Source organism: Okeania sp. SIO2C2, from assembly GCF_010692625.1.
Classification (GTDB): Bacteria; Cyanobacteriota; Cyanobacteriia; order Cyanobacteriales; family Microcoleaceae; genus Okeania; species Okeania hirsuta.
On sequence record NZ_JAAHGM010000013.1, the window covers coordinates 34200 to 59497 of the forward strand.

General features: G+C 37.4%; 18 protein-coding genes and 1 pseudogene. 9 read left to right on the forward strand and 10 right to left on the reverse strand.

Annotated features, from left to right (window positions below; all coding sequences use genetic code 11):
• The first annotated feature begins 179 nt into the window (after nucleotides 1-179).
• The 5 genes from F6K18_RS13200 (at nucleotide 180) to F6K18_RS13220 (ending at nucleotide 9759) form a co-directional block, all read left to right on the forward strand.
• On the forward strand, nucleotides 180-2966 hold the full coding sequence (locus tag F6K18_RS13200; protein WP_287521396.1) for a DUF4347 domain-containing protein: 2787 nt from the start codon (nucleotides 180-182) through the stop codon (nucleotides 2964-2966).
• Between the two features lie 386 nt (nucleotides 2967-3352).
• Nucleotides 3353-6076 (forward strand): DUF4347 domain-containing protein, encoded by a 2724-nt coding sequence (locus tag F6K18_RS13205; RefSeq protein ID WP_287521398.1) that lies wholly within the window; start codon nucleotides 3353-3355, stop codon nucleotides 6074-6076.
• Nucleotides 6077-7437: 1361 nt separating this feature from the next.
• Nucleotides 7438-8433 carry a transposase gene (locus tag F6K18_RS13210; RefSeq protein WP_287521400.1) on the forward strand — a complete coding sequence of 332 codons (996 nt, stop codon included), beginning with the start codon at nucleotides 7438-7440 and terminating at the stop codon, nucleotides 8431-8433.
• A complete protein-coding gene (locus F6K18_RS13215; RefSeq protein ID WP_287521401.1) occupies nucleotides 8393-9448 on the forward strand; it encodes an aldo/keto reductase in 1056 nt (351 codons plus the stop codon). The genes F6K18_RS13210 and F6K18_RS13215 overlap by 41 nt, the downstream gene beginning before the upstream one ends.
• Before the next feature lie 161 nt (nucleotides 9449-9609).
• Entirely contained in the window at nucleotides 9610-9759 is a 150-nt protein-coding gene (locus tag F6K18_RS13220) for a zinc ribbon domain-containing protein (RefSeq protein ID WP_375341320.1), read from the forward strand.
• A gap of 444 nt (nucleotides 9760-10203) precedes the next feature.
• Here F6K18_RS13220 and F6K18_RS13225 read toward each other — a convergent pair whose 3' ends face one another.
• From F6K18_RS13225 to F6K18_RS13235, 3 genes are all read right to left on the reverse strand, one after another.
• The gene (locus tag F6K18_RS13225) at nucleotides 10204-10332 is read right to left on the reverse strand and encodes a hypothetical protein (RefSeq protein WP_287287237.1); all 129 of its coding nucleotides are present in this window, start codon (nucleotides 10330-10332) and stop codon (nucleotides 10204-10206) included.
• Between the two features lie 204 nt (nucleotides 10333-10536).
• The gene (locus tag F6K18_RS13230; protein WP_205127591.1) at nucleotides 10537-10995 is read right to left on the reverse strand and encodes a hypothetical protein; all 459 of its coding nucleotides are present in this window, start codon (nucleotides 10993-10995) and stop codon (nucleotides 10537-10539) included.
• A 154-nt stretch (nucleotides 10996-11149) separates the two neighbouring features.
• A complete protein-coding gene (locus F6K18_RS13235) occupies nucleotides 11150-12202 on the reverse strand; it encodes a PEP-CTERM sorting domain-containing protein (RefSeq protein ID WP_124154204.1) in 1053 nt (350 codons plus the stop codon).
• Between the two features lie 1163 nt (nucleotides 12203-13365).
• On the opposite strand from F6K18_RS13235, the gene F6K18_RS13240 reads away from it, so the two are divergent.
• The 3 genes from F6K18_RS13240 to F6K18_RS13250 all read left to right on the forward strand — a co-directional run bounded on the left by F6K18_RS13240 (nucleotide 13366) and on the right by F6K18_RS13250 (nucleotide 15793).
• Entirely contained in the window at nucleotides 13366-14055 is a 690-nt protein-coding gene (locus tag F6K18_RS13240; protein ID WP_287521404.1) for a hypothetical protein, read from the forward strand.
• Nucleotides 14056-14509: 454 nt separating this feature from the next.
• Nucleotides 14510-15493, forward strand: coding sequence for an aldo/keto reductase (locus F6K18_RS13245; RefSeq protein ID WP_287521406.1), 984 nt, complete (start codon nucleotides 14510-14512; stop codon nucleotides 15491-15493).
• A gap of 177 nt (nucleotides 15494-15670) precedes the next feature.
• Nucleotides 15671-15793: a hypothetical protein gene (locus F6K18_RS13250; RefSeq protein WP_287521408.1), complete on the forward strand. Its 123-nt coding sequence runs from the start codon at nucleotides 15671-15673 to the stop codon at nucleotides 15791-15793.
• Between the two features lie 247 nt (nucleotides 15794-16040).
• On the opposite strand, the pseudogene F6K18_RS36600 reads toward F6K18_RS13250, so the two are convergent.
• From F6K18_RS36600 to F6K18_RS13280, 7 genes and pseudogenes are all read right to left on the reverse strand, one after another.
• Nucleotides 16041-16157: pseudogene (locus tag F6K18_RS36600) on the reverse strand (hypothetical protein); the annotation flags it as partial.
• A gap of 524 nt (nucleotides 16158-16681) precedes the next feature.
• Nucleotides 16682-17470: a DUF3598 family protein gene (locus tag F6K18_RS13255; protein WP_287521410.1), complete on the reverse strand. Its 789-nt coding sequence runs from the start codon at nucleotides 17468-17470 to the stop codon at nucleotides 16682-16684.
• Nucleotides 17471-17884: 414 nt separating this feature from the next.
• Nucleotides 17885-18370, reverse strand: coding sequence for a DUF2752 domain-containing protein (locus F6K18_RS13260; protein WP_287521412.1), 486 nt, complete (start codon nucleotides 18368-18370; stop codon nucleotides 17885-17887).
• A 144-nt stretch (nucleotides 18371-18514) separates the two neighbouring features.
• Nucleotides 18515-18709 (reverse strand): hypothetical protein, encoded by a 195-nt coding sequence (locus F6K18_RS13265; protein WP_287242139.1) that lies wholly within the window; start codon nucleotides 18707-18709, stop codon nucleotides 18515-18517.
• Between the two features lie 56 nt (nucleotides 18710-18765).
• Complete coding sequence (locus F6K18_RS13270; RefSeq protein ID WP_287521414.1) at nucleotides 18766-19206, reverse strand: DUF5684 domain-containing protein; 441 nt, start codon at nucleotides 19204-19206, stop codon at nucleotides 18766-18768.
• Nucleotides 19207-19374: 168 nt separating this feature from the next.
• Complete coding sequence (locus tag F6K18_RS13275; RefSeq protein WP_287521416.1) at nucleotides 19375-20265, reverse strand: alpha/beta hydrolase; 891 nt, start codon at nucleotides 20263-20265, stop codon at nucleotides 19375-19377.
• Between the two features lie 729 nt (nucleotides 20266-20994).
• Nucleotides 20995-21996, reverse strand: coding sequence for an SMP-30/gluconolactonase/LRE family protein (locus tag F6K18_RS13280; RefSeq protein ID WP_287521418.1), 1002 nt, complete (start codon nucleotides 21994-21996; stop codon nucleotides 20995-20997).
• A 1775-nt stretch (nucleotides 21997-23771) separates the two neighbouring features.
• On the opposite strand from F6K18_RS13280, the gene F6K18_RS13285 reads away from it, so the two are divergent.
• Complete coding sequence (locus tag F6K18_RS13285) at nucleotides 23772-25151, forward strand: aminopeptidase P family protein (protein WP_287521420.1); 1380 nt, start codon at nucleotides 23772-23774, stop codon at nucleotides 25149-25151.
• The last annotated feature ends 147 nt before the right edge of the window (nucleotides 25152-25298 follow it).

The window sequence follows — 25298 nt, forward strand, 5'->3', positions numbered from 1 at the left end:
AGAAAAATTAATTTTTTGCTGTTGAGTAAATGTGCTTATAATTAAGATTAGGTTAATAAAATTAATCATTATTTGTAGCTCTAAAAATATAAAATTTTAATAAACAAAAAACTGGTTGCGTTCGCATAAGTGTTAGGATCAGTTTTATTTTTTCTGGTACTTAAGAACCCTTTGAAATTATGAATCATACCAAACTTTTATTCATTGACTCTAAGGTAGAAAATTACCATCATTTAATTCCAGAGGTCGATCTAAAGACAAAAGTAGTTATCCTAGAACCCAATGGAAATGGTATAGACAAAATAGCTGAAAACTTAGGTAAATACCATCAGGTAGAGACAATTCATATTATTTCTCATGGCGCAAAGGGAACTTTGTATCTGGGAAATAGTCTCCTGAAAAATGACAATATTCATCAATATGTTGAGAGTATTCAACAGTGGGGTAAGTGTTTGTCTGGTGGTGGAGAAATATTGATTTATGGTTGTCAGGTAGCAAGTGGTAAGGAAGGTAGAGAATTTGTTCGACAACTACATCAACTCACAGGAGCAAATATTGCTGCCTCCGAAACACTGACTGGAAATGTTAACAAAGGTGGAAACTGGAATTTAGAGGTAATATTCGGTCAACTCAAGTCAGCATTGGCATTGACTCCAGAAGTGAGGGTAAGTTATGCAGGGTTGTTGGCAAATATTGTGGTGGATACTACTAATGATGTAGTGGATGATAGTGATGGTGTGACTTCTCTGCGGGAAGCAATTATTGAAGCTAATAGTACTCCGGAAGATGACACAATTCAACTGACTGCGGGAGAAAGATATAATCTGACTATCTCAGGAAGTGACGAAGATGCTGCTGCCACAGGAGATTTAGATATTGTTGCTGGTGGTGGAGAAATAAAAGTTATTTCACAGGGAGAGGAAAAAGCTGTTATTGATGCTGGGGGTGAAACTGGAATACGCAATCGGGTGTTCCATGTTTTGGAAAATGCTGCTCTAGAGTTGGAAAATGTAGAAATCACTGGTGGGTTTGTAACTGGTAATTCAGGTGGTGGTATTTATAACTCAGGTACAATTAATATCAGCAACAGCAGTATTAGTGGAAATTTAGAAAATTTCTTGATTTATGGTGGTGGAGGTATCCACAATACAGGTACAGCTAATATCAGCAACAGTACTATTAGTGATAACTCAGCATTTTATGGTGGAGGCATTCAAAACACGGGTACAGCTACTATTAGCGACAGCGCTATTAGTGGGAATTTTAGTAATACTTCTGGTGGAGGCATTTTAAACCGCTATGGCATCGTCAGTATAAGTAACAGTAACATTAGTGGTAATTCAGCAGACTTTGACGGTGGAGGTATCTACTCGTCAGGTACAGCTAATATCAGCAACAGCACTATTAGTGGCAATGAAGGTGGAGGTATCTACTCGTCAGGTACAGCTAATATCAGCAACAGCACTATTAGTGGTAATTCAAATGGTGGAATCAACAACTCAGGTACAGCTAATATCAGCAACAGCACTATTAGTGGTAATTCAAATGGTGGAATCAACAACTCAGGTACAGCTAATATCAGCAACAGCACTATTAGCGGCAATTCAACAGGAATCAACAACTCAGGTACAGCTAATCTCAGCAACAGCACTATCAGTAATAACTCAAATCCTCGTGGTGGTGGTATCAGAAACTCTGATGGTACGATTAATATCACCGACAGCACTATTAGTGGTAATTCAACATTATTTTATGGTGGAGGTATCTACAACTTAGGTGCTACAGCTATTATTAACAACAGCACTATTAGTGGTAATTCAGCATCATACGGTGGTGGAGGCGGTATCGGCAACCTTGGTGTAGCTAGTATTAGCAATAGTACCATTACTCGTAACGAAGCTCCTTCCAACTTAGGAAGTGGTATTCTCCAAAAAGCAGCAGAACTTTATGATGACACTAACTACACCTTCTTCACCTTTTACGCCAATACCACTGTAACCTCCAGCATTGTCTCTGGTAATATCAACAGTGACGTTGACTCCGTAGAAAATAACAACACCCTTATCAGTGGTGACAATAATCTCATTGGCACAGGTAACACCATCAATAACTTCAACGGTGATAACGACCAAACAGGTATCACCGATCCTCTACTTGCAGACCTAGCTGACAACGGCGACCTCACCTTGACCCATTTACCACTCCCTAATAGTCCCGCCATTGATGCAGGTAGCAATCCCAACAACCTTGATACAGACCAACGAGGTGAACCAAGATTTGTAGGTGGGGCAGTTGATATTGGTGCAGTAGAAGTTCAAACCCCACAAATTACTGGTACTCCTGAAAGTGAAATTCTCAATGGTACAAATGAAAACAACACCATTACAGGTCTAGCAGGTAATGATACTATTAATGGTCGTGGTGGTGATGACCAAATTATTGGTAGTCGAGGTAATGACTTCCTCTTTGGCAAAGACGGCAACGATACCCTACAAGGTCGTCAAGACAACGATCGCCTCTTTGGTGGTAATGGTGACGATTCTCTGGTTGGTGGCCAAGGTCGCGATCGCTTTAATGGTGGTACAGGTAACGACACCCTGACTGGTGGAGCAAGTATTGACCGTTTTATTTTCAATACAAATGATGAATTTACCCCAGAAGATGTGGGAGTAGATACCATCACTGATTTTGTGCCACAACAAGATATAATCCTGCTGGATAAAAGTACATTTACAGGTATTACCAGTGACTCAGGAACAGGTTTTAGTGTCAATGCTGAATTTGCCATAGTTACCAGTGATGCTGATGCAGAAATTTCTCCAGCAGTCATTGTTTATAACAGCAACAACGGCAAATTGTTCTACAATGTTAATGGTACAGAAGCAGAGTTTGGCAGTGGTGGTGAATTTGCTAATCTCACGAATACCCCATCTATTAGTAAAGATGATTTCTTCCTGAGAGGATAAAATCGTTGTAGTGCATTGTAATGGTCGTCCATTCTCTGGCAATGTTTGTTAGGAGAACAGTGGGAGCATCTTGCTCCCGTGCCAGACATTCCTTTTTCCTGTATACCATTACTATGCAAGACTACTGATAAAATTAATCACTATGTGTGATTCTAAAAATATAGCAATGAGCGCTGGTATATTTACAAATTGTAGTAGGGGCAAAAGAGCTAGAAGTCTTATATGATCGGCAATTTATTCCCCCTGTTCCCAGTTAAGTGTTGCCTGTTCCCTGCGCACAGCGCTATATAAAATTTTCACAAAGCAAGAATTTGTTGCGCTCGCATCAGTGTTCGTGTTAGAATATTTATAATTTTTTTCTGGTACTTGAAAAACCCTATAAAATTATGAATCAAACCAAACTATTATTGATCGACTCCAAGGTAGAAAATTACAATCGCCTCATCTCACAGGTTGACCATCAGACAAAAACAGTTATCCTACAACCCAATCAAAATGGTATAGACCAAATATCTAAAGGTCTGGGTGAATGTTGTGATGTGGATACTGTTCATATTATTTCTCATGGCGCAAAAGGTACTTTGTACTTGGGAAATAGTCTCCTGAATTTAGACAATATTCATCAATATGCTGAGAGTATTCAAAAGTGGGGTAAGTGTTTGTCTGGTGATGGAGAAATATTGATTTATGGTTGTCAGGTGGCAAGTGGTAAAGAAGGTAAAGAATTTGTCAGACGACTGCATCAACTCACAGGAGCAAATATTGCTGCCTCCGAAACACTGACTGGAAATGTTAACAGAGGTGGTAACTGGAATTTAGAACTAATATTTGGTCAACTCAAGTCAGCATTGGCATTTACCCCAGAAGTTAGGGCGAGTTATGCAGGGGTCTTGGCAGATATTGTGGTGAATACTACTGATGATGTAGTAGATGATAGTGATGGAGTTACTTCTCTGCGGGAAGCAATTATTGAAGCTAATAGTACCCCGGAAGATGACACAATTCAACTGACGGCAGGAGCAACTTATGATTTGACTATCTCAGGAAGTGACGAAGATGCTGCTGCCACAGGAGATTTAGATATTGTTGCTGGTGGTGGAGAAATAACAGTTATTTCACAGGGAGATGAAAAAGCTGTTATTGATGCGGGGGGTATAGAAGGATTAGGCGATCGGGTGTTTCATGTTTTGTCAGATGCTGCCCTACAGTTGGAAAATGTAGAAATTACTGGTGGTTTTGCCAATGATTCTCCAGGAGGAGGTGCTCTCAATAACGACTCCGGTACAGTTAATATTAGCAATAGCACGATTAGTAGTAATTCAGCAGATATACTTGGTGGTGGTATCAACAATTTTTTTGGTACGCTCAAGATCAGCAACAGTACGATTAGTGATAATTCAGGACCTAATGGTGGTGGTATTGATAACTCTTTTGCTACGCTCAATATTAGTAACAGTACGATCACTGGTAATTCGGGAACTAATGGTGGTGGCATCTTTAACCTAGCATCCACAGTTACTATCACTAATAGTACGATTAGTGATAATTCTGTGGATGGTAATGGTGGTGGTATCGACAACTTAGGTACAGCAAATATAACTAATAGCACTATTAGTGGCAACTCAGCAAATAGTGGTGGTGGGTTCCGAAACTCAGGTACAGCAAATATTAGCAATAGCAATATTAGTGGCAACTCAGCATATCTAAATGATGGAGGTGGTATCGACAACTTAGGTACAGCTAGTCTTACCAACAGTAATATTAGTGAAAATTCTGCTTATAACGGTGGTGGAATCAATAACTTAGGTACAGCTACTATCAACAACAGCACCCTTAGTGGCAATGTTACATTTTTAGCAGGTGGTGGCATCAGAAACTCAGGCACAACAAATGTCAGTAATAGCACTTTTAGTACCAATTCAGCTAATAGTGGTGGTGGTATCTATAACACAGGTACAACTAATGTTATCAACAGCACTTTTACCGAAGGCATATCTAACTATGGTGGTGGTATCTACAATGCTGGCACGACTAGCATCAGTAATAGTACAATTACTGCTAATGGGGGTCAACAAAATCAAGGAAGTGGCATTCTCACTAAAGCTCTTGATGAATTAGGATTTAACCCCACTACTATTGTAACTTCTACCATTGTCTCTGGTAATTTCAGCACTGATTTTGATTCTATAGGAACTAATAATACTATTATCAGTGGTGGCAATAATCTTATTGGTATAGGTAATGCTATCAATATCTTCAACGGTGACAATGACCAAACAGGTGTCACTGACCCTCTACTTGGAAACCTAGTTGACAACGGTGGCCAAACCTTAACCTTACCTTTACCCAATAGTCCTGCCATTGATGCAGGTAGTAATCCCAACTCACTTACCACCGATCAACGAGGTGAACCACGTTTTGTAGGCGAGGGGGTTGATATTGGTGCAGTAGAATTGCAAAACTCACCACAAATTACTGGTACTCCTGAAAGTGATATTCTCAATGGTACAAATGAAAACGATACTATTACAGGTCTAGCAGGTAATGACACCATAAATGGTCGTGGTGGTGATGACCAAATTATTGGTAGTCGAGGTAATGACTTCCTCTATGGAAAAGAGGGCAACGATACCCTACAAGGTCGTCTCGGTAGCGATCGCCTCTTTGGTGGTAATGGTGACGATTCTCTCCTTGGTGGTCAAGGACGCGATCGCTTTAATGGTGGTACAGGCGACGATACTCTGACTGGAGGAGCAAGTATTGACCGCTTTATTTTCAATACAAATGATGAATTTGACTCAGACGATATTGGAATAGATGACATTACTGACTTTGTTCCGGGACAAGATATTATTCTCCTAGACAAAAGTACATTTACTGAAATTACCAGTGACTCAGGAACAGGTTTTAGTGTCAATGCTGAATTTGATATAGTTACCAGTGATGCAGAGGCAGAAACTTCAGAAGCATTCATTGTTTATAACAGCAACAACGGCAAATTGTTCTACAATGCTAACGGTACAGAAGCAGAATTTGGCAGTGGGGGTGAATTTGCTAATCTAACTAATATTGCATCTATTAGTAAAGATGATTTCTTGCTCAGAGGGTAATATCATGTTCCCCCTCCGGGGGAGCTACGCTAACGGTTGAAGACTTACACTTTGGAGGAAGGAAGGCAGAAGGCAGAAGGCAGTAGGCAGAAGGGAAAGAAAGCTTCAAGGCCAGAAGTTTTTTGATAACTGATTATCCGCAATTCGTAGCTCCCCCGGAGGGGGAACATGATATATAGCAATGAGCGCTGGTATATTTACAAATTGCAGGAGTGGCCAAATAGCTAAAAATCTTATATTATTCCTTCGGAATGCTGCGCAAACGGCAATTTATTCCCCCAGATGAGCTGTTGCCTGTTGCCTGTTGCCTGCGCACAGGGCTATAAGCTAGTATAGACAAATTGATATCATATGGTATCGTTTGTGTAAAAACTTAGGAAATATCTACTTTCAAGTAAAAATTACGTCCATTGTGTTTAACTAGACCTTTGGTTTATGATGATGATGAAGCAGAATAATCAAGCAATATTATAGCAGTTTTCACAAAGGTAGACTACAGACAAAATATAAGTATGTTTTAAGTTTAATAAGTTACAGACCTGACAGCTGTATTCTATGTTAATGAAAACCGCTATAATTACCCCCTCTAGGCAGGTGATTAGCAAAAATAGCTGGTAGTCCTGCATGGTAATGGTGAGGATATATATTTTTTAATTTCTCCAACACTCCCGGTGCTTCCTTTATCATTACTATGCATCACCACCAAATAACTAATATCATGTCCGGATAATTAGTGATCAGAAAACTCTCTCCTTCAACTCCAGTTCTTCTTCTTCCTTCTTCTTTCTTCCCTCCTGACTCCTGAGGACTGACTCCTGAGGACTCCGTAGTTATTTATTTATCACTGTTCAACCGGACATGATATAACTATAAACTATCATAGATATTGTTTCATTCACTAATTTCACTCACTTAATTATTTAGGAGTAGATGACAAGATGCAGTACAAACTATTAGGAAAAAGTGGACTCAGAGTATCCGAACTATGCTTGGGCACAATGACCTTTGGCGAAGACTGGGGTTGGGGTGATTAACTGTTGAATGAAAATTGTATAAAGTAGTTGCTAGAAGTAGAAAAGTGTTGTAATATTAAACAGGTAATAACTTAAGATGAATTATAGCGGGTGAATGCGACTTGTTGACAGACATATTATTAACCGAACACATAACTTTTGGCGGGTGTGTGATGAGTTAGCCTTTAAATCAAAAAACTTGTACAATCTGGCTAACTATTATTGTCGTCAGCATTTTTTCATTTTTCTCAAAAAGTCTAGATTTAACTAAGCTATATCACGCCACCAAAAATAGCGATGCCGGAGAGAGCATTACCAACTAAAGTATCAAAACAAATCATAAAATGCTTGGTTGCAACTTGGCGTGGCTATTTTCAAGCTATCAAAGAATGGTCAAAACATCCAAAAAAGTTTGACGCTCAACCCAAAATACCAAAGTATAAGGACAAAAGCAAAGGCCGAAATGTAGTTATATATTCAAAAGAATCAGTTTATAAAGCCCCTCTCAAAGACGGTATTTGTCACTTATCTATGAGTCAAATCAAAATACCAGTAGTGGTTGAGGAGGTAGTTGAAGTGCGAATAGTTCCTGCTACTGGCTGCTATGTAATTGAAGTTGTATATGAAAAAACTTCTGTTCCACAGATACAGTCAGCATATGTAGCAGGAATAGATTTGGGAATTGACAGATTAGTAGCTCTATCTACAAATAAGCCTGGTGTCAAACCACTGCTGATTAATGGGAAGCCACTAAAAAGTGTCAATCAATTATATAACAAGCGAAAAGCCAAGTACCAAAGTGTGATCAAAGGCCAGAAAAAAACTAGCCGTAAGATTGAAGCATTGAGTTATCATCGGAACCGTTTTGTCGAGAATTATCTGCATAACACCAGTAAATTAGTGCTTGAGTATTTAACCACAAATAATATTGCTACTGTAGTCATAGGAAAAAATGATAACTGGAAACAAAGTGCAAATATCGGCAAAAAAAACAATCAAAACTTTACCCAAATACCGCACTCTAAGTTAATTCAACAGATAACTTATAAATGTCAACTGGTTGGTATTAAAGTTATTGAAACCGAAGAAAGTTACACCAGTAAAACATCTGCTATCGATCTAGAAAAACCAATATGCCATGAAAACTATGTAGGCAAGCGAGTCAAACGTGGTTTATTTTTGAGTGCAACAGGTAAAGTAATTAATGCCGACGTTAATGGTAGTCTTCAGATAATTAGAAAGAAATTCCCAGGGGCATTTACTGCCGTTTGCGTAGCATTCCGTAGGATGGGAATAGTGAGCTGTGCCGTACAGCCAATATTGGTTAATCCAATATCAAGATAAAAGCTGTTACGATTTTCTACAGTTTTTTTCGTACGGTTCTTCTAAAGAAGAAAGCCAAAGAATTTATCAAGTCTTCCGTGAAGCAGGCGGTAATTTTATTGATACTGCCAACATTTACACCAACGGTACAAGTGAGAAATTTCTCGGTGAGTTTATTGCCTCGGAAAGAAATGCTGTTGTTTTAGCCACTAAATATACCAATGGTTTTGGCGATAATAATCCAAATGGTGGCGGAAACCAACGCAAAAATATGGTGCAGTCGGTAGAAGCTAGTCTCAAACGTCTTAATACTGACTATATCGATGTTTTATGGTTGCACGCTTGGGATTTTATGACTCCACCGGAAGAAGTAATGCGGGCATTTGACGATTTGGTTAGAGCAGGAAAAGTATTATATATTGGTATTTCCGATGCTCCTGCTTGGGTTGTTTCTCAATGCAATACCTTGGCTGAATTACGGGGTTGGACACAATTTATCGGTTTACAAATTGAGTATAGTCTGATTCAACGCACTCCAGAAAGGGAAATTTTGCCGATGGCGAAGACTTTGGATATTGGAGTAACTGCGTGGTCGCCTCTAGCTAGTGGTTGGTTGACTGGCAAATATACCAAAGCTAATACAGTAGAAGAAGAGCGCAAACTAGACAATGAAATGATGAAAGATTTTGTGAATCAGAGCGATCGTAATTTGAGTATTGCAAAAGAAGTAGATAAGGTTGCAGAAGAAATAGGAAAAAGTTCATCACAAGTTGCTTTAAGTTGGTTATTAAATAAGAGCGTAATTCCTATAATTGGAGCTAGAAAAGTTTCTCATATTGAAGATAATATTCAATGTGTGGATGTGGAATTATCAGCAGATCAAATTCAGCAACTTGAGAAAGTAAGTCAAATTGAACTTGGTTTTCCTCATGATTTCTTTAACGCAGATATGCTCAGAAACTTTGTTTACAATGGTACATTTGACAAAATTGACAATCATCGTTATTCACAATTAATGGATATCTCCAGAAAATAGGGAACAGCGAACAGGGAACAGGGAACATAGAACCCATTTGGGATTTATTTAAAAATATAGGGGGAGTGTGGGGAGTGTGGAGAGTGCGGGTAGAGTGGAGAGCATTGACTTAATCAAAGAATAACGATATAATACGTTACATTCGCCTACTATTAGACAGAATGTGTTCACACAGATATGAAATCCATGATATGCCATTAAATCTAAGGACTTATGATTGCCCTGACTGTGGGTTGTCAATAGATAGAGATTTAAACGCAAGTATAAATTTAAGAAATGCGGTCAGCTCGACCGTGAATGCCTGTGGATGAGTAACCGCCGACGGCCTCACAAGAAGCAGGAAGTAAACATCAAGTTGTCACTTGATGTGACGCTTTGTGTCAGTTTTATAGAGCAGTACAGGATATGCTCTGACCCTACGCTACATTAGACTTGTCGCTTAATAGAGGAAAAAATCGCTCCAACCTAGACAGAGCAATCATTGCAAGGCTTTTTGCTTCCCAATAGCTATAATCCTTATAGAACAAGGTTTTTGGTTTTTTTTAAGTTATAAAGCGACAAGTCTATTAATCACGCACTAACGCATCCTCCTTTCGGATTACACTTACTCCCCATGCTGAAAACTTAGGCAACGCCAGATTTTTCCTTGATATTTCTTAGGAGTCAACCTACCCGCGCGCCCAACCCACCCCCGCCCCTCCCAGGAGGGGAACCAGGAGAGGAACTCAGGAAGACAGAGTCACACGGGAATAGCTTTAATACCATTTTTCAGATCGCAAATCATTCTTTTCTCTTGGTGCGCTACCAGGTGCGACTGGCGTCGTCGCGGGGTCGCACCGCTCTCTTGGTCGATGGTGGGATGGCGTTAGCGACTGCTTTGTCAAAGGACATATCCTGCACGTGTCTTTTTATTCTTCTTACTATTCGTAACATTCTTTTTTCACACTTGGTATAACAGTAAAAAGATTCAGGAATTACGCAGAAACCCGGTTTATGAACGAATTTTGTAGTTTTAACAATAATCAAGGCAATAAACCTGGTTTCTTGGTTGGTTTCCGTAAGTATTGTAACTGATAACTGATAAATGACTACAGAGAGTGCATGCTGGCAACATTCAAACCACTTACCAACCCGCCAATATCAAAGAACATCATTGCCATCAATGCTAAAAAGTTCCGGTAAGAACAGGACGATTTTTTTGCTCTAAAATTGAGTCGCCATATTTCCACAAAACCCAGGTACAGGCAGCACCTAAAGGATAGGGTAAACAGAACACTGAATTCGTGATCTTCCATAAATAGGTAATGCACTAAAAGCGTATTTTCCAGCAACCAAGCTCTTGCACCGTTGGCAGGATAACGATAGCGCATATATACCCAATTTCCGGAAGTAATGGCGAAAAATGACAAGCAGGTTGACCAAAAGGTAAGGGTACGCATTTGAGGGAGAATTTTCCGAACTCCTCGTAATAGGGGAAATGCTAGATGTCCTGCATAAGAGATCAGAACTGTTGCTAATAGGGTGGCAAAACCATGTATTGCTCCCATATAACAAGGAAAGAGTTGGTTAGGACAGAGATTGATGATGAACCTGAGACAGAGAAAAGCTTTTACCACTGTTCCCTGTTCCCTGTTCCCTGTTCCCTGCTATATAACGTTGCCACGGACTCGGACTCAACTTGAGAAATACCGATGTCTTGTATTATTGCGATATACGCAATAGTACAGAACGAACGCCCAAACTACCCAATAGAAATAGACCAAAAATTGAACCTGGTTCGGGAACTTTTTCTGTTTCCTGCCCCAAAGTGTCACCATCAGCTTCGGAGTCAGTGACAATAGTAACCGCATAACCAGGACGAGAACCAGCATCATTAATAGATAAGTAACCAGGAATATTTTTGTCAAAGGCAGCGTGGGCAGATTGACGCCAGTTACTCAAACCTGCGGTTGTTAAACCTTCATTTACTGGAAAGTCCGAGGTCTCTGTGGGAATAACCACATTTTCTTCCCAGAAATATGAAACATAACCTTCCAATTCATCTTTCAAAAAAGAGCGATCGTTTAGCCACCACTTTCGACTTCTAGGGTCTCGAGAGTCCCCACCATCTGGCAAAACAACAATACCCATGCCTTCTCCACTACCTGCCCAGTTAACGGCATTGACTAAGAAACCGAGAGGACCGTTAGGACGAGGACCAGGAGTGCCACTATAGTGATTGTCAGCGTCCTGACCGCTCAGGAAAGTACGGTTTCCCCTGGCTGTAGATATTGCGCTTTTGTTATTCAAAATCCCAGTGGGGTCAAAATTTAATATTGATTCACTCCAAGCAGTTCCGATCGCTAAAACATCATAATTAGAAAAGTTGGGTGTGGAGTCTTGGGGATTCCAGAAAGTGAGATTCCAATCTAAACTGCCATCTCCTTCTGGGTCAAATGTTGGTGCTAGAGCAGCTAACTCCGAGATTTTGGCATTGTAAGCATCGGTCTGACCATACCACAGAACATTGAGAGATGCAGCATTAGCGACGGAGGCCGAAAACAGACCGAAAGTAGTAGCAATACCTAAGATTGCTTGATTGATTAAACGATGTTTTTGATTACTCATAATTATCTCCATTGGTAGATTAGATGTAGGTGCGAACGGCTGTTTGCCGTAGATTAAATGTAGAAACACTTCTGTAAAAATGCGGTTACTCTTGTTATTCACAACCGATACAATTCTAGAACGGGGTAAATATAGCGAAGTTGTCATAGAGGGCAATTTAGATATTATTGCAGCTTTCAGCGGTTGGGAGAGTGATGGTACACTTGACACGCAAAAGCTAGTAAAACAACCACCATATATGCTTTTTAGCGATTCACAGGATTCACTAGAATGTCTAATATTGTGTAATATTTCATTGGATGTAATCGTGAAAAGAGCAGTTCCTGAGATGCTTACAGAGTAAGGCTTTCATTCCTAGATTGCCCCTCATAGCAGCTTCGCTATATTTGACCCTTTTAAGATAAGATCTCCATCTTGAATTTCAACGTCTTCAAAAAATTCAGCCATTTTAGTTAGAACTCCGATTATTTTCTAGAAACTTGTATTTCTGATGTCTTGGCAGTTATGCAGTTTAGGAAAGATTTTACGCCATTTGAGGCTTGCTATTTACCGATTTACCCCGGATTATTGAGCGGTTATATTATTTCTCGGCGTAGATCAAAGGTTCGTGCAACCAGGGGTAATTAAAGCTTAAAAGTATTGACTTGTATAGCTTTTAGCTATCTTGCTTTTTTATTGTCTGAAATTTATTTCAGACAATAACGGAACGGAATCACAAGAGCTTCAGAGTTTTTCTGACTCGCTGCACTAAATAACGCCCACCTTCTATTTACGCCTAAACGATGGATTGTTGAACGCAATGCATGGGTGGCTAAATAGATTTAGGCGCGCTATGTAAGGATTATGAAGTCTATTCAGATGTAAGTGAAGCAATGATTTATGGCTCATTAATCCAACTCATGGTCAAGCGACTAGCTAATTTAAGATTTACTTTATGAATCAGCTCTGAGACTTTAAGTAAAAAACTGCAACAGAACTTAAGTCTGTAATGAAATTTGTCTCCCTGCACTGCTGAACCCAACTAATGGTACTATAGCTAATGATCTGAACTTAATAGACATCTCCTAAAATTAAAAATAAAATCAATTCTTATCCATAAATTGTCAATTATCAAAATAATTGGGTCGCGCAACGCCGCCTTAAGAGGCGAAATATTTTTGGATAGTTGCTCAAATCCCCGTTACAAAAATAACTTCTAACTTCTGACTTCTGACTTCGTTAATTCTCCCTGTTCCCTGCTCCCTGTTCCCTGTTACCTCTTTTCTGGAGATGTATAATATAAATATGTTGTATCTTATAAGGAGAAAAGCATGATGATAAGTAAGGATATTATGGAGCAAGTTACTCAAAGCTACAAGGTAATGCTGGCTTATCACCAGCAGGTTGGAAGCTTGTTTAAGGTTCTAGATAACCGATTCGCATCTGAGCATAACGCCAAAAAATTCTTACCTATATCCCTAAATAAGCTGTTCTCAGTTTGTGATGACGAGTATATGTTCTTAGATAACTATACTTTATTAAATCGCAAAGAACCTTACGATTCAGGACTACCATTTTGGTTGGGTCGCTTTTATGTTAATGCAGATTATTTAGTAGACGATACTCCTATCGATGATTATCCAGCAAAGCAAGTGCAGTATATAGCCTTTGTTTGGGTTTGGGTAGGATGTGACGATCCTAATGTAGTTGATGCGGAGGAACCCGAATGTTGGATTGCTATTATTGAGCCAAAACCTACTCATCCTGAAACTCGGATTTATGATGTTGCGGAAATGATTTGGAAATGGATACGTATTGAAACAACAGCGGAAGAAGAATCAGACGGATGGATTGTAGGTCGTTTTTCTCCTAATGATTTCGGGTCTGAACTAAATGGTTTTTGGCACGTCAAGCGTTTCCCTCTAAAGGATATTTCGAGTATATATCACATCTACAAGCTCATCATTAATCCATTAACTGAAAAGCTAGCTCAGTTAGAAGGAGGCAAGAGCATCAGATGATATCCGGCAAATAGTTTGTAATATGTCAGATCAAATCTGGTAGCATTTGTGTAATTTAGATAAGGAGTCAGGAGTCAACCCACCCCTAACCCCTCCCAGGAGGGGAAGGACCGAGTCAGGAGGGAAGAAAAATTTAGAAAGATTTGCCCTATGGCGCTCAGATTTTTATACCGAATTAAGCAGATTTGAGATCATTGGGAGTGGAAAGAATTGAAACAATGCAATCACTAGACTTGGGAATTGCTTTCGGTTTGTCATGCTTCGCCAACGATTGATCAACGCAATAACGGTTATTTACAAGCACATGATATCAATTTAAAAATGTTAGGACTTACGCAGCACAAAGTATTTCCGTCATTGCCAACGATAGGGAATCAATCTGAAATCCCAGTTTTTCCTACCTTATGCGTAAGTCCTGAATGTATCAAGTAATGCTCAATCAGGAGAATTAGTAATGAAAAAGCGTCAGTTAGGAAAGACCAATATTGAAATTAGTGAAGTTGGTCTAGGTACTTGGCAACTTTCAGGGGATGTGTGGGGAAAAAAAACGGAAGCAGAATATATTCAGGCAATTGAGGCAGCAATAGATGCAGATATTAATTACTTAGATACGGCTTTAGACTACGGAAATGGTTATTGTGAACAGGTAATCGGTAAAGCTTTACAGGGAAATTCTTCGGTAGTAATTTCTAGTAAAATTCCGCCTCAATGCGATGACTGGTCTCCAAAACCTCAAAGTAAGATTCAGGATTATTTTTCCTCTGATTGGATCGTAAAATGTTGCGACACTACCCTCAAAAATTTACGGCGGGAGTGCATTGATATTTTATTTTTGCATACTTGGAATCTGGCCTGGGGTCATTGTACGGAATGGTATGAAGCGATGCTAAAGCTAAAAGAACTGGGTAAAATTAGAGCCATTGGTATATCGGTTGGCGATCGCCGTGCTGGTGAAGCTAATAGTCATATTGAAGCAGGGCGGATTGATGTTGTTCAGGTGGTTTATAATATTTTGGAGCAAGAACCTGAATATACATTGTTTCCGATGGCTCAAAAACATCAGGTCGGGATTATAGCACGCTGTCCATTTAGTTCTGGTGCATTAGTTAGTGGCTGGACACACTCTCAAAAGTTTCCACAAGGGGATTGGCGTGGATTATGGACTCCTGATGATTGGGTAGCAAGACAGGTAGAAATGGTTGATTTGATTAAACCAATTGTCAAAGATATTAATTTATCTATGTCAGAGATAGGGTTAAAATATATCCTGAACAATCAAACTGTTACTTCTGTGATTCCGGGTTCCTCAAGTACCGAGCATATTCGTAGGAATGCTTCTGTAGCTAGATTATCTAATCTTTCGGAAGATATATTGCATAAATTGCAGCAACTTTGGTTGGATGGGAAAATACAAGGAACTTATAATGGCGGAGCTTAATAATCTACATTAAAATTTAGTATAAAAGAAACAGTCAGAAGTCAGGAGGGAAGAAAGGAGGAAAGAAGAAAAGTAAAGATAATTTCAGTATTTCTTCGGTACTGTCAGTTCTTGAATTTTATTTATAACTGACCCGTCCGAACATGGTATAATGCCTAATATCAATTCTATAAATGTTTGCTACAAATAGCTTGGGTATTTCTTAGGAGTCAACCCACCCCTCGCCCCTCCCCCTCCCAAGAGGGGAAGTCAGTCGGACTGAGTCACACGGGAATGGCTTCAATACCAGTTTTGAGCTAGTAAATTCTCTTTTTCTCTTGATGCGCGTTCCCTCTCTTGGTTAGCATTCCCTCTCTTGGTGCGCTACCAGGTGCGACTGTCGTAGTCGCGGGGTCGCACCGCTTTATCAAAGGGACATTTCTTGTAAAGTATGCACGACCGCGTCAGCGGAACGGAGTTCTATCGCACTTATTATTCGTAACATTCTTTTTTCAAATTAGTATAAGACCTTGGTTATTCAAGGTAGCAATATTTTTTGAAAATCGTATTACTTCTTTACCACTACCGGAATTTTTACCCAAAAACAATTCCCTACACCAACTTTACTGGTTACTTCAATTTTGCCTCCGTGAACCTGAATCAAGGTTTGAGCGATCGCCATGTCTAACTCTGTTCCTTGTTAGAAAGAGATTTGTTATGGAATACATTTATTACCATTAACACAAACCTGCTTTCTATACAATTTTATACAATAACACTGGATTTGATATTACCGAAAAATTGTAGTCTAAACCCTCCCCTTTTAAGGGGTTAACGAAGTCAGAAGTTATTTTTTTAACGGGGATTTAAGCCTCGCTCCAAAAATATTTCGCTTTAAAAGGCGGGGTTGCGCGACCCAATTATTTTGAGAAAAAAAGAGAATATTTCTGATGTCAAGCCTCCTGATTGCAGAGGTACTGATAACTAATAACTGATAACTATTGAAGAAGGAGACAGGAGACAGGAGACAGGAGACAGGAGACAGGAGACAGGAGACAGGAGGAAAATTACATGGGGATAGTCTTCGACAAGCCGCTCCGCGTCTACGCTCCCCCAAGTAATTTTGAACACCGTGTAGACGGTGGGGTATTAAACCCACAAAGAAAATGATAACTAATAACTGAAATGACCTACCACTATTTTTTTAGTTTAATTTTTCTGGTCAAATACTTCAGAAATTAACTGAATAAATTTGCCATCTTTATCGTATTTAATAGTCATTCGTTTATACTTATTTTCAATTACCATCTTACCTACTACCAGTTCAAATTCTTCTCCTATTTTTACCTTTTCAGGAACATTTATAACTATACCATCAGGCAGAAAAAATGTTTGATTTTTACCTGCAGTTGGATCTAACTCAAGTTTTGTCATTTCTGCTTCTTGAGAAATTTGTAAATCGGGAGTCATAGACTGTTTTTGCCCCACCCAATTTCCCGATATATTTTTTAATTCTGCTCCTGGTTTTTGTTCAGGATAACTATTAAGATGTTCGCGAATTTGTGTAAACCCTGCTAACTCACCATTTTCTCCATAAATAGAAACAACGCTAGTCCGAAAATTTTGATGCTGGAAAAATAATTCACAACCAAAACGATTCCCTATTTTTAATTGTAGACACATCCAAGTTTTGGCTTCTTTACTGAAAGATAGTGTCCTCATTGATTCAAATGCCGGATGAATCATTCCATCTGGTTGATTAGCAATTTTTTTCTCAATTTGCCATTGTTTTTCTTCGGTACTACCATCAGCATAAGTGTAATTATTGTGGTGAGTAATTACTGTTTTATCCTGATTAGCTGAGAATTTTCTGATTCCTTGAAAAGATTTTATAACTTCTAACTCTGGAGAATATCTAGTCCAAATACCATACCAAGCTATTCCTTCTGGGGTATGATTTCCGAATAGGTTAGTCCAATTTTGTTCTTGTAGATTCATTGCTAATTAATTATTTTGTTTGACTAGAGAAATTATATCAAATAGCAAATTACTTCCGTCGATACTCCACATTCACAACAGAAAAACCCATTTTCAAATATGGCAATAAAAAAATGGGAGGCTTTAGACCACGATTTTTCAGTAAAGTTTTTTAACCAGCTAAATTATTCGTAGCATTCTTTTTTATATTTCATATTAGGCGTTGCATAAATGCGGGATGATTTTAATAGTTTTGTGGAATGAGCATCTTACCCGTTCCCACGCGGAAGTTAAAGGTCAAAAGTATTGCTTGGTAAAGCTTTTAGGATTTTTTAACTGGTTAGTTATTTCTGCCATTCTGCACTAGAGAAATAGAATAGGGGAAAAAGATGGAAATTTCCCTCCAGATTTACCATCTCCCTACACTCCCCACACTTAACTAATAACCCCAAATAACCAATTTCCCAGGGTGGAATGAATCAAAAAATTATAAATTTCTCCAGTTTTCCACAACTCTTGTAGTCGTGTTCCATGATAACCAAATAAAACTAGAAAACAAAAAATATGAAAATGATGATTTTGAATTAAAGATACATAAAATGTTTGGATTTTTCGATTATTTATTAATTCCAAAACAATATGTAAAATTGCAATTACAAACACAGCAAAAAATACAGGCCCAAATAAATGATAAGCGATCGCTTGACTCAAATCTCCTCGTGCAAATGCCATCAGGGAGCGGGTTAACCCCCATCCAGGGCAAGGAATACCTACATAACGTAAGAGTGGGCATCCTATAAATGGTATCTTCAGCCCAAAATTCAAAAAGTAGCTGCCAATAATAGTAAGAAGAGCGATCGCCAGATAAACATATCGCTGACATCGTTCTTTATCTGATAAGAATTCAGAAAACTTTTGCATTTCAACTTATTTATCAAAATAATTGGGTCGCGCAACCCCACCTTTTAAGGCGAAATATTTTTGGAGAGTTGCTCAAATCCTCTACTTCCCCTCCTGGGAGGGGTTAGGGGTGGGTTAACTTCTGAGTTCTGAGTTCTGACTTCATTAACGACTACGCAATATATCCCAACCAAAACAACTGAGATAAATTACAATTGTTGCTGCTTGTTGAAAGATAACTAATTCTATAGTTTTGAGCAAAAAATTAGTCTCTGATTGAGAATAAGCAGCCATCGAACCCCCTGCCAGAATAGCAATAAGAATCAAAAAAATTACTTTCCTGTATTTAAGTTTGAGCATTATTCAAATTACTCCTGTAGTTAATCAATATTACTACTTCCTTTGTTGAAAAAACTTTAGGTAAATGCTACATATCCAAAGACAAAGAAAGCTGCAAAAGGAATGATACATATCAACAGTAACCAGGGAGATTTATTCAACTTCTTAAATATTGTTACCCAAGCCATAATTAGCTTAATCGAAGCAATAATATTAATACATGGAATACAAGCCAAAATTGTCCATAATACAGGTTTTTCCTCATCAGCAGCTTTGAAATTAATGTATGTACCTAAAATCGGAATCCAAGCAAACCAAGCATTCTCAACATTTAACTTTTGATAAATCTTATAACAGAAAAACGCCAGAATTAAATATCCAATCAGACCACCTCCAGTGGTAGCTGGGTCTACTTCTGCTACTTCCGGTGGTGGAGTTATTGCTTCCTGTGCCAAAAAAATTGGTAATATCATACCAACTGCTGAATTAACTACTAAAAATTCACTCAGATATAACATTTGTCTTAATTGATTAAGGTTAACAACACTGCCTCAGTTTTTTCTGGTTTTTCTAGACATTTTGGCAGTTAATTCGGTAGTACTCGGAATTAATGGTAAAGAAATATTAATTGGGAGCTGAGAGTTGCTAAAAACCCTCTACCATAATTATTCACGACTACCTAATTCCTAATAACTTAATAAACCATTTTTTATGAAAAAAGCTTCAATATGTTTATAAACTTTAAGATTTTGACTATAACTAAATCCTCCATGTCCACCCCCTGAAATAGTTAATAATTGATTCGGTACATTTGCTTGATTAAGTGCTTCGTGAAATTTCACAGCATGATTATATGGCACACTTAAGTCGGCATCGCCGTGAACAGTAAAAATTGGTGGGAGTTCAGAATGTACATAATTAATAGGGGAAATACCCTCGGCAATTTCCAAGCGATCGCTCTGGTTGCCCATCCACTCTAGAGCATAATCTCGAACATTAGGCCTCTCAAGTAAATCTTTAACATCTGTAATGCCATACCAATTAACTACCGCAGCTACCTTCAATTCTTCATCAGTAGAAGTAGGTAACATAGCAGTTGTCATGGCTAAATGACCTCCGGCAGAAAAACCACTGACAATGATTTTTTCCGGATCGAAATTGTACTTCTGGGAATTTTTTATCGTCCAACCTAAAGCAGACTGACAGTCTGTTACTGCTGCGGGTGCTAATGACTGTGCTGCCAAACGATACCCCACATTCACAATGGAAAAACCCATTTTCAGATATGGCAATAAAAAAAATAATTCCACTTCTTTTGGGCGGTCTACCCAACCACCACCGTGAATAAAAATAACTACTGGGTGGGGTTTGGTGGTGAGGGACTGGTAAATGTCTAATTTTAAATCGTAGTTATTGACAGTCAAATATGTAATCTGTTTATGAATACGATAGTTGTTGAAAAATGCCACAATTTCAGCAGCGGGATTTGACAATATTTTCCAAGTAATTATTGGTAAAAAGTTATAACCAAGAAAGACTGCTTGATATGATGCTTTAGATAGATAATTATTTAACATCTCTGAAAAATAGGGAGTAGGGAGTAGGGGGGAAATAATTGAGAATTTCTGTACAATTGATTTTATTTTTGATGATCACCAGATGTATATTTAACATTAATCTGGCTGTGAATATTTAACTTGTCTAATGGGAGATATTCATTAATTGATAATGGATAATGAAAATGGATAATTAACTATGATTAAAACCGTTACGGAATTGAATATAAGGAAATTTGATTTCTTTTTTATCCTTAAAAGGAGAGGCTTTAAACCTCTGGGGATTAATTATCAATTATCCATTGGTAATCAAACATACCATTACTGTTTATAAATGGTATAAGTATAGCATTAATGCTTATGAATTTGTATTAGGCAACACAAGATTTTTACTTCTCTACTAGATATAGCAACTGCCAGGTTGGTCTTTGACAATTAGGATCTTGCTCGCATCATAAATCATCATAATTACCCGATATCCTAACTATAGTGGCGACTGCTATAACTAATTGCCTAGATAACTAAACGCCTTCTTTCTTCTTCAACCAGTTCTAATACCAATTCACTTAAAAAATGTCACAAGTAGTTGGTAACTGATGAAGTCAAATAATAAGCTGAAATTACTGTAAACTAGAGGTTTTAAGTTCCATTAATATCACTTCTAATTTTTGACTTTAGTGAAAGAGTAAAGGTTTTAAGTTCCATTAATATCACTTCTAATTTTTGACTTTTGAATTCTGACCTGTGACTTTAGTTAAACGGTCTAACTCCGGCAACTTTAAGAGTAATTCGATAGAGACTTTTACTAGCTGTTAAATAAAGAGTTTTATAGTCATTATTTCCCCATGCTAAATTAGCAACTTTTTCTGGTACGGCAATAATTCCTAATAACTTTCCTGATGGAGAAAAAACCCAAACTCCTCCCGGTCCAGTGCTATAAACATTTCCTTGCAAATCTACTTTCATTCCATCAGGTACACCTCGTTTATTTGAGTCTTTTAATTCATCAAAAATCATGCCATTTTCTAGAGTTCCATCAGACTTAATATCAAAAACACGAATATGACCTTTTTCAGAATCATTAACATAAAGTTTAGTTTCATCAGGTGATAAAGCAATACCATTAGGGCGAATAAAATCATCAACTAATAAAGTTAATTTACCATCTGGTGCAATTTTATAAACACCATAAAAACCTAATTCTTCCTGTTCTGATTTAATTCCATAAGGAGGGTCGGTAAAATAAATACTGCCATCTGATTTAACAACTAAATCATTCGGACTATTGAGACGTTTACCGTTATATTCATCAGCAAGTGTAATTATTTTGCCATCTTTTTCAGTTCTCGATACCCGACGATTACTATGTTCACCAGTAATTAATCTTCCTTGTAAATCTAGTGTATTACCATTAGCATTCCCGGAAGGGCGACGAAATACTTTAACTTCTTGATTAGGTTGCCATTGATAAATTGTATTTTCTGGAATATCGCTAAACAGTAAAAAACCGTTAGGATGCCAGACAGGTCCCTCGATAAATTTGAAACCTTCTACTACTTTTTCTACTTGTGCATCTTCCCCAATAATATTCTGTAAATTTTCTGCTGAGTTAGCTTCAGCTAATTGGAAATAATTATTTTGAGAGACCAGACTCTTATTATTTTTAGCTTCATATCTACTATCATTAAATATACTAACTACTGTTGTTAATAAGAAGATTGACGTAATCATTAAAATTTTTATAATTGACATTTTTTATTTCTAGTTGATTTTGCTTTTTGCTGTATTGACTAGGGGAAATATTAGAGAATTGACCTTTCCTTTCCTAGTAATAAGTAGTGGCGTGATACGCCTAAAAAGTTGTAATAGTAGGGGCGGGTTCCGCGTTAAATTAATGGTGTTACAAATTATCTTATGAACCCGCCCCCACCCCAAGGATATAATGCTTGCTCAATATTAAATTTAGATGAACCCGCCCCATCCCCCTGTGTCAGTCCAGTAGTACAGTTAATTTTTAACCTGCTATAATAGTAAGTTATAATTTTTTTCAAATTCTCTATCATTTGTGATACCAATCATCAAAAATCATACTGCAAAAAGGAAATTAGAAAATTTTGCCGAGAATTGATTTATCTCTAATCCTAGAAACTATTTATTTACATCATTCTTGACTTTCTCTTAATTTATTCTTGCTTTTTAACCTGCTATAATAGTCAATTTGAAAAAAATTCAAATTATCTATCATTTGCGATACCAATCATCAAAAATCATACTGCAAAAAGGAAACTAGAAAATTTTGCCGAGAGTTGACTTATCTCTAATCTCTTAATTTATCCTTCCTTCTTTATTCTTGCTTTTTAACCAGGGATAATAGTAAGATAGGTATTTTTTCAAATTCTCTATCATTTGTGATACCAATCATCAAAAATCATAGGGCAAAAAGGAAACTAGAAAACTTTGCCGAGAATTAATTTCTCTCTCATCCTAGAAACTATTTATTTACATCATTGTTGACTTTCTCTTAATTTATTCTTCCTTCTTCCTTTTTAACCAGGGATAATAGTAAAATAGGTATTTTTTCAAATTATCTTTCATTTGTGGCGTTGGTTAATCAAGCTATGAAATTTAAATTTGGCAAAACATAAAATGCTTTTCAGTTAATAGTTAGGCAATAGCCATTAAAGCACAATCATAGCCAAAATCACCAATGCCTCATTTGTAATACCAATATCAAAAATCATACTGCAAAAAGGAAACTAGAAAATTTTGCCGAGAATTGATTTCTCTCTCATCCTAGAAACTATTTATTTATCAGGACTTACGCAAATACACTACATAAGGGTTATTGGTGCGTTACGCTAGCGCTAACACACCCTACTGGACTGTTTCAGCTAAAATAGTGCATTAGCTTTTCGGACTAAATTCTTGCTATAGATAGATTCCAGCATTTTCCTCAAGCAACATTTAAGGTGAAACAGTCCACTACCAATAGCGTTCATGTGTAAGTCCTATTTATATCATTGTTGACTTTCTCTTAATTTATTCTTCCTTCTTCCTTTTTAAGCTGGTACAATAGTAAAATAGGTATTATTTCAAATTATCTTTCATTTGTGATACCAATTATCAAAAATTCTAGGGCAAAAAGGAAACTAGAAAATTTTGATTTATATCCTTCTTCCTTCTTCCTTCTTCCTTTTTAAGCTGGTACAATAGTAAAATAGGTATTATTTCAAATTATCTTTTATTTGTGATACCAATTATCAAAAATCATAGGGCAAAAAGGAAACTAGAAAATTTTGATTTATATCCTTCTTCCTTCTTCCTTCTTCCTTCTTTCTGATAATTTATTCTTCCTTCTTACTTTTTAAGCTGGTACAATAGTAAATTAGATATTTTTTCAAATTCTTTATCATTTGTGATACCAATTATCAAAAATCATAGGGCAAAAAGGAAACTAGAAAATTTTAATTTATATCCTTCTTCCTTTTTCCTTCTTACTTCTTTCTTACTTTATATAAATAACTCCCATGCATATTCCTAACTTACATACTTCTCTAGCAACAACACTTCGTAACCGACGACAAAAATTAGCAAAATTAATCAATTTTCCCGTCATACTTTGGTCAGGAAGTCGTAGTCCCCGCAACTTTCCAGCTAATACTTTTCCCTTTCGTCCTAGCAGTCATTTTCTCTATTTTGCCGGACTACCTATTGAAGATGCTGCTATACATTTAGACGGAGAAAAATTAGAACTATTTATGGATAATGCACCACCGAGTAGTCAACTTTGGCATGGAGAAATGCCCACACGCGATCGCCTAGCTGAAATTATTGGTGCTGATGCTGCTTTTCCTATACAAGAATTGAAATCTCGCGCCACTAATGCGGCGACTATTTCTGTACAAAATTCTCCTACTCAAACCACACAATTTAAAACTCTGAATAGAGATATTTCTGCACCTAATAACCCTAAAGAAATTGACTTAGAGTTAACAAAAGCGATTATCTCTTTAAGACTTAGCCATGATGCCACAGCTTTAACAGAAATAAAACAAGCAGTAGCAGTAACTGTAGAAGCTCATAAAGCTGGAATGGCAAGCACCAAAAATGCTAAATTCGAGTCTAATATCCGAGCCGCAATGGAGAGTATTATTATCTCTCATAATATGACTTGTGCTTATACCAGTATTGTGACTGTACATGGAGAAGTTTTGCACAATGGAGAATATCATCACCCCCTACAAACAGGAGATTTATTATTAGCAGATGTGGGAGCAGAAACAAATTTAGGTTGGGCGAGTGATGTGACTCGAACTTGGCCTGTTTCTGGTAAATTTTCTCCCACCCAACGAGATATTTATGATGTAGTTTTAGCTGCTCATGATACTTGTATTGCTCAAATAAAACCTGGTATTGAATATTTAGATATTCATCTATTAGCAGCTCAAGTTATTGCGGAAGGATTAGTAAATTTAGGAATTTTAAAAGGTGAAGCAGAAGACTTAGTAGAAATGGATGCTCATGCCTTATTTTTTCCTCATGGAATCGGTCATTTATTAGGTTTAGATGTTCACGATATGGAAGATTTAGGAGATTTAGCTGGATATGAAATAGGTAGGGAGCGTAGTAGTCGTTTTGGTTTAGGTTCTCTACGATTAAATCGTCCATTAATTCCCGGAATGTTAGTCACAATTGAACCTGGTTTTTATCAAGTACCAGGCATTTTAAATGACAAAGAAATGCGTCAAAAATATCAAGATATTGTGAATTGGGAAAAGCTAGAAAAATTTGATGATGTTCGAGGTATTAGAATTGAGGATGATGTTTTAGTAACTCCAAATGGTGCTGAAGTTTTAACTCAAGAATTGCCTAGCGATATTAATTCAATTGAAAATTTAGTCCAATAATTACATAAGCATTAAGCTGGCAGCTAATAGCTGTTTGTGCAGCATTCCGCAGGAAATGCATACAGTTACCTAAGTTTTTGAGATACCAAATGGATTCTATATGATGAAGTCAACCATCTAAAATATCTAAAAATCAATATCAATACT